This is a genomic window from Methylocucumis oryzae, from assembly GCF_000963695.1.
Classification (GTDB): Bacteria; Pseudomonadota; Gammaproteobacteria; order Methylococcales; family Methylomonadaceae; genus Methylovulum; species Methylovulum oryzae.
The window spans coordinates 1-5286 of record NZ_LAJX01000296.1; the positions used below are offsets into that span (position 1 = coordinate 1).

5 protein-coding genes are annotated in these 5286 nt (G+C 44.0%); all 5 read right to left on the reverse strand.

Annotated features, from left to right (window positions below; translation table 11 throughout):
• Positions 1 to 213: 213 nt before the first annotated feature.
• A complete protein-coding gene (locus VZ94_RS20465; RefSeq protein WP_045780654.1) occupies positions 214 to 1866 on the reverse strand; it encodes a diguanylate cyclase in 1653 nt (550 codons plus the stop codon).
• Positions 1853 to 2242: a response regulator gene (locus VZ94_RS20470; protein ID WP_045780655.1), complete on the reverse strand. Its 390-nt coding sequence runs from the start codon at positions 2240 to 2242 to the stop codon at positions 1853 to 1855. The genes VZ94_RS20465 and VZ94_RS20470 overlap by 14 nt, the downstream gene beginning before the upstream one ends.
• A complete protein-coding gene (locus tag VZ94_RS20475; protein ID WP_338040554.1) occupies positions 2239 to 4026 on the reverse strand; it encodes a response regulator in 1788 nt (595 codons plus the stop codon). Before VZ94_RS20475 ends, VZ94_RS20470 begins: the two co-directional genes overlap by 4 nt.
• Positions 3984 to 4922, reverse strand: a complete 939-nt coding sequence (locus VZ94_RS20480) for a PAS domain S-box protein (RefSeq protein ID WP_045780656.1) — start codon at positions 4920 to 4922, stop codon at positions 3984 to 3986. The genes VZ94_RS20475 and VZ94_RS20480 overlap by 43 nt, the downstream gene beginning before the upstream one ends.
• 100 nt (positions 4923 to 5022) lie before the next feature.
• On the reverse strand, positions 5023 to 5286 hold a 264-nt coding region (locus VZ94_RS20485; RefSeq protein ID WP_045780657.1), incomplete at its 5' end, for a hypothetical protein.

The following is a 5286-nucleotide window of genomic DNA, read 5'->3' on the forward strand; positions in this document are numbered from 1 at the left end:
TTGGCATTAAGGGATTGCCGAGATCCAGGACACACGGATGTGCTTGAAGCTTTGCCATCCATGGCGACTGGATTCCGGCAATCCCTGCCGGAATGACGGTTTAGCTCTACTGGCTAAAATTAAAAGCGTCCCACCTTAAGTGGGTAGCCATCTGGCGCTTTGATTTTACCAGTTTAAAACTAACTATTGGCGGTCTACATCTAGCCGTCGATGTTAACGATTGTCTGCTGCAATATGGACTTGATTACGTCCAGTACGTTTGGCTTGATACAGTGCTTGGTCGGCAGCTTCTATTAAGCTATGCACGTTTTTATAAGGGGGGCATGAGGCAATGCCTACGCTAAATGTCGCGTGAAACGTTCCATGAGCATGGGCAAAGGCGATTTTGGCAAATACCTCACGTAATTCGTCTAATAAACGCTTAGCCACGCTTTCTGGAGTGTTGGGTAATATGAGCGCGAATTCCTCACCGCCATAACGAGCAGCAATGTCGCCTTTGCGTAATCGGTGGCTAAGCAATCGGCCTAAACCTTTAATAACGCGGTCGCCGACTAAATGACCGTAGTGGTCGTTAACCAGTTTGAAATGGTCTATGTCGAGCATTGCTAGCGTGAAACCTTCATGGTAGCGGTATGTTTGTGCAATTTCACGCTCTAGCGCAAGTTTAAAACTAATGTGGTTGAGCAAGCCTGTTAAACCGTCACAGTTCATTAAACTGTTTAATTCGCGAAAGCGTTTGGCTTTAGTGCTGACTGCGGCGACTAAGTGGTTATCATCTATCGGCTTTTGTAAAAAGTCATCCCCACCGGCGCGTAATGCATTAAGCTGCTGTTCTAATTCGCTTTCAGTAGATAAATAGACAATTGGAAGATTGGTGTAACTGCCATGTTGCCGAATGACTTGCGCGGCTTCTATGCCTGTGCTGCCGTTCATGTATAAATCCATCAGAATTAAATCCGGTCTAAAGTTTGGCAACACGTCTAATAAATGGCCTGGATCATTGATGATTTCTGTATCCATGCCGGCACATTGCAAGATAGTCGCGTAATGCTCGGCTAATAACACTGTGTCGTCTACGATTAAAATGCGATAGCGGCTGCCTTGCTTACGGCCAGTGAGAATTTCTAATTGATCGGCGAGTTGGTCGAAGTCTATGGGCTTTGTGATATAGCCTTGACCGCCGACACGCATTGCGCTGAGTCGGTGTTGCCAAGACTGATGTTGGGAAATAAAAATGCTGGGAATGTTTAACTGCAAGGTTTTACAGACGTCAGCGACCGCTTCGGTACCGGCAAATTCACCTTCGACAAGTTGTATATCAATCAGTAGTGCATCAGGGATTTGCTGGTAAATAGCGTGTTTGAAGTCACTAACCGAGTTAAAAGTTACGACTTGATAGCCAAAATGAATCAGTTGTCTAAATGATTCGGCGGCAATGTCTTCATCGTCTTCTAAAACATATATAACCGCTTGCTGGTTGGACAGATACTCTATTTCAGCACTGTCATCGGTGATAAGTTCGGTTTTAGGCTGCTCATGGCCTTGTTCAGCTAAAGCGACAAGCTGTTGCAATAGCCTCCTCACGGTTGTTACGGCTTCAGGCAAGCTGCCATGTTGATATTCTTTGAGCAGTAATTCTAGCTCTTTGGCGACATCGCCTAGACGGAAGAAATTAAATGTGCCAGCGGAACCGGCAAGACTGTGAACTTGCCGCAGTAAATCAGTGAATAATTCGCTGTTATCAGGGGTGCCCTGGCTGTTTAGCCAGGCGGTTTGTATCAAATTTAAACGCTCAGGCAACGTCGAAGCAAACTTTTGTTGTAAATTACGCAGTTTAACGTATTTGTTATTGTCAGATACTACCATGTTGCTTCTCTAGCAATTCTCGAATGTGCTCAGCTAAGGTGAGCGCATCAAAGGGTTTAGTAATCACGCCTATAGCCCCCATCGCTAAATAAGCGGCTATTTCAGAGCTTTGCACTTTAGCGGTCATGAAAACAGCGGGTGTTTGCTTAGTATTAGGTAGTTCGCGTAATTTGGTTAATGTGGTTGGGCCATCCATGCCAGGCATCATGACATCTAAAAGTAGTAAGTCAACGTTGATATTGGTTGCTTGGGTCAGTGCTTCTTGGCCTGATGCGCAGGAAATGAGTTCAAAGCCTTCATCTTCTAGGGCAAATTCGGCTACTTCACGAATATCAGGGTCGTCTTCAACGTAGAGTATGCGTATCAGGTCGGTCATGTTAATGATTTATGCAGTAGTTTTTGAATAGTCTGAATGAGCTGCTCATTACTGGTCATGGATTTGGTGAGCGCTGCACTGACTTTGGAGCTAACTTCATGGTCTATCGTTTGGGCGGAAAAGATTATCACGGGGCAATGGTTTTTTAAATCGTCTAATAAGTCTAAGCCTGAGCCATCTTCTAAACCTAAGTCGAGAATAACTAAGTCATAATGTCGGCTGGCAAGCAATTGCCGTGTATCGGCTATGCTTGCGGCTTGCTGATAATGGCTAATGTCTTCAAGTAACGCCTTAATGATTTGCACAATGTCGACATCATCTTCAACATGTAAAATAGTTGGGCGCTCGGTATTTGATAAGACGTGTTGTACAGCCGTTTTTAAGCGTTCGTGGTCGAAAGGCTTTTGTAACCAATCGACAATCGTCATAGCGCTACCGGTAAAGGCGTTGAGATTTTCTAAGGCACGTCCTGAAATAACAATGACGGGAAGCTGCTGCGTGGCTGGAATGGTGCGTAGCTCTTCGACAAGTTGTAGGCCATTGCCATCGGGTAATGCTAAATCAAGCAACAGTAACTCGTAGTGTTTTTGCTTAAGCAAGGCTCGGGCGGCTGCTAGAGTTGCTGCAATATGGCACAAAATACCTTCGTTTTTAAGCATTTCGGCGAGTATATCGGCAACATCGGGGTTATCTTCACAGATTAACACCGGTGCTAGCTCTTGCTCGCTGTAGCTCGAGCTTTGTGTTAATGGCGCGGCATGAGCAGGCAAGTCAAAGAAAAATTGTGTGCCGTGGTCTAGCTCAGAAATAAAATTTAATTGGCCATGATGACGCTCAATAATCGCTTTGCTAATGCTTAAGCCTAGGCCGGTTCCGCCTTTTTGTCGGGTATCAGAGCTATCGGCTTGGGCAAAACGTTGAAAAATTCGATTACGAAATTCTTCAGGTATGCCAGGACCTTGGTCGTAAACGTTAATGCGATAACCTGCTTTGTGAGGCTCTACGCGGATTTCAACCTGACTATCTTCAGGGGAGAATTTAATCGCATTAGACATTAAATTGGCAAACACTTGTAACAGTCTGTTTTCATCGACATATACAGGCGCTTCGCTAAGCTCTGTTAGGGTTAATCTTAACTGGACTCGGTGTTTTAACGCATAGCCTAAATTATCATCGACGGCACGCTGGGCTAACGCAATTAAATCCGCTTGCTTAAAATCGAACTCAATTTTGCCGGATTCAATTTTTTCTAAGTCTAAAATGTCGTTAATGAGTATGGTTAAGCGTTCGCTGTTGCGCGCCGCCATTTCTAACATTTTGCGCGCCTTGTCTGGTAAATGCTCGGCTGATTTACCTAATACTAAGTCAAGTGCGCCGCGAATCGAGGTTAACGGTGTACGCAGCTCATGGCTGACAGTGGAAATAAATTCACTTTTTAATCGTTCCAGTTGTTTGCGTTCGGTAATATCGCGGGCAATATTCGAAATGCCTATCGTGTTGCCGTCTTCATCGATAATCGGTGAAATAGTGACGGAAATATCGACAGGCGTACCATTTTTATGAATGCGCACCGTCTCTAAATGCTCTACTTTTTCACCGCTGACTAATTTTTTAGCTGCTTGTTGTTCTTCATGTACTCTATCGGCTGGATACAGTATTAGAGAGGGTTTGCCGATGATTTCAGTCGCGCTGTAACCAAATATTTTTTCTGCGCCCTCATTCCAGCTTGTGATGATACCGTTTAAATCTTTGCTGACGATGGCATCATCAGAATAGCGGATAATCGCATCAAAAACGTTTTAAATGCCAATTCCATTAGGCGGGTTTCGCTTAAGTCGTGGATAACCACAATAAACACCGGTTCATCGGCAATTAATACTTCGCTTGCACGGATTTGCAGAGGAAATAATGTCCCGCCTTTACGCATACCATGTGCATCAATATTGGCTAAGTGACTGGTTTTAGGTGTTCGTGCTAATTGTCTAAGAAAGTCGGGTTCAGCGACATAATAATCAACTGGGGCCAGTAATAAACCAAGAGGCTTATTTTTGAGCTCGTAATCAACATAACCAAACAGTGTTTGTGCGCTGATATTGCTGGCTTCTATAAAACCTTCGGCGTTGACGCTAATGACCCCATCAATGACGGTGTCGATAATGGCGTGAAACCGGTTTTCATGCTGTTGCAATTTATATTCAGACATAAGCGCCAAAAACGCTTTTTGCTTGCTTTCAAGCTGTAAGCGAGCGTGGCTTAATTCTGTTTCGGCACTTGTAGCTAAGTCTTGTAGCAACAGTTGCTCAGATTCGGAGAAATTGCGTGGCTCATAGCCTGCCAATGACATTATCGCTAAACATTGACCTTGGTCTGAGCGTATCGGTAGCCCAGCATAGTGATAAACAGATTGTGCGTCTGGAGCGCTATCTGTTTGCCATATAGCGGCATTATGGGCAAGCACTTGTTTGGGTAACGCAAGTACGTCAGCAAGTGGTGTGGCGAGTCCTGGGTGGTTAAGATACCAGTCGTGTGGTGAATTTAATACGCTGAAGTAAGTGATAGGAATACCTAAGCTTAGCCTGGCCAAGCGGGCGATGCGCGTTAAACGTTGCTGGGTATCCGCGTCTAAATTCATAAAAATATGGCGAGTTTTTAAGTGATGAAAAAAAGCATATAACGCCATGTGACGTCTTATACATTTCTTTATCAGTTTATATTAAGTTCCTTTATAGTTTAAATGGGAATTTCAATAATAATTGATGTATGTGTAGAAAGCTTATGAATTATTCCGACCCGCCTTGTAATTCTTTGGGTATGGTATACGAATCTTTTTCAAATTTTAGCGTGTATTGCTTGGTTTCAGGTATGACGCTTTCTATGCATTCCGTGCCGATAGGCTGAGACTTTTTTTTCGCACGGGTTTCTTTTACGAGCAAATCAGCAAAACCATTAGTTTTGTGCGGCAAAACAATTAGTATTCGGTTAAATTCTTCAAATTCCCCCGCGCAGTTCGTATCCCATTCTCCTGTAAAATCATTTACCGTAAT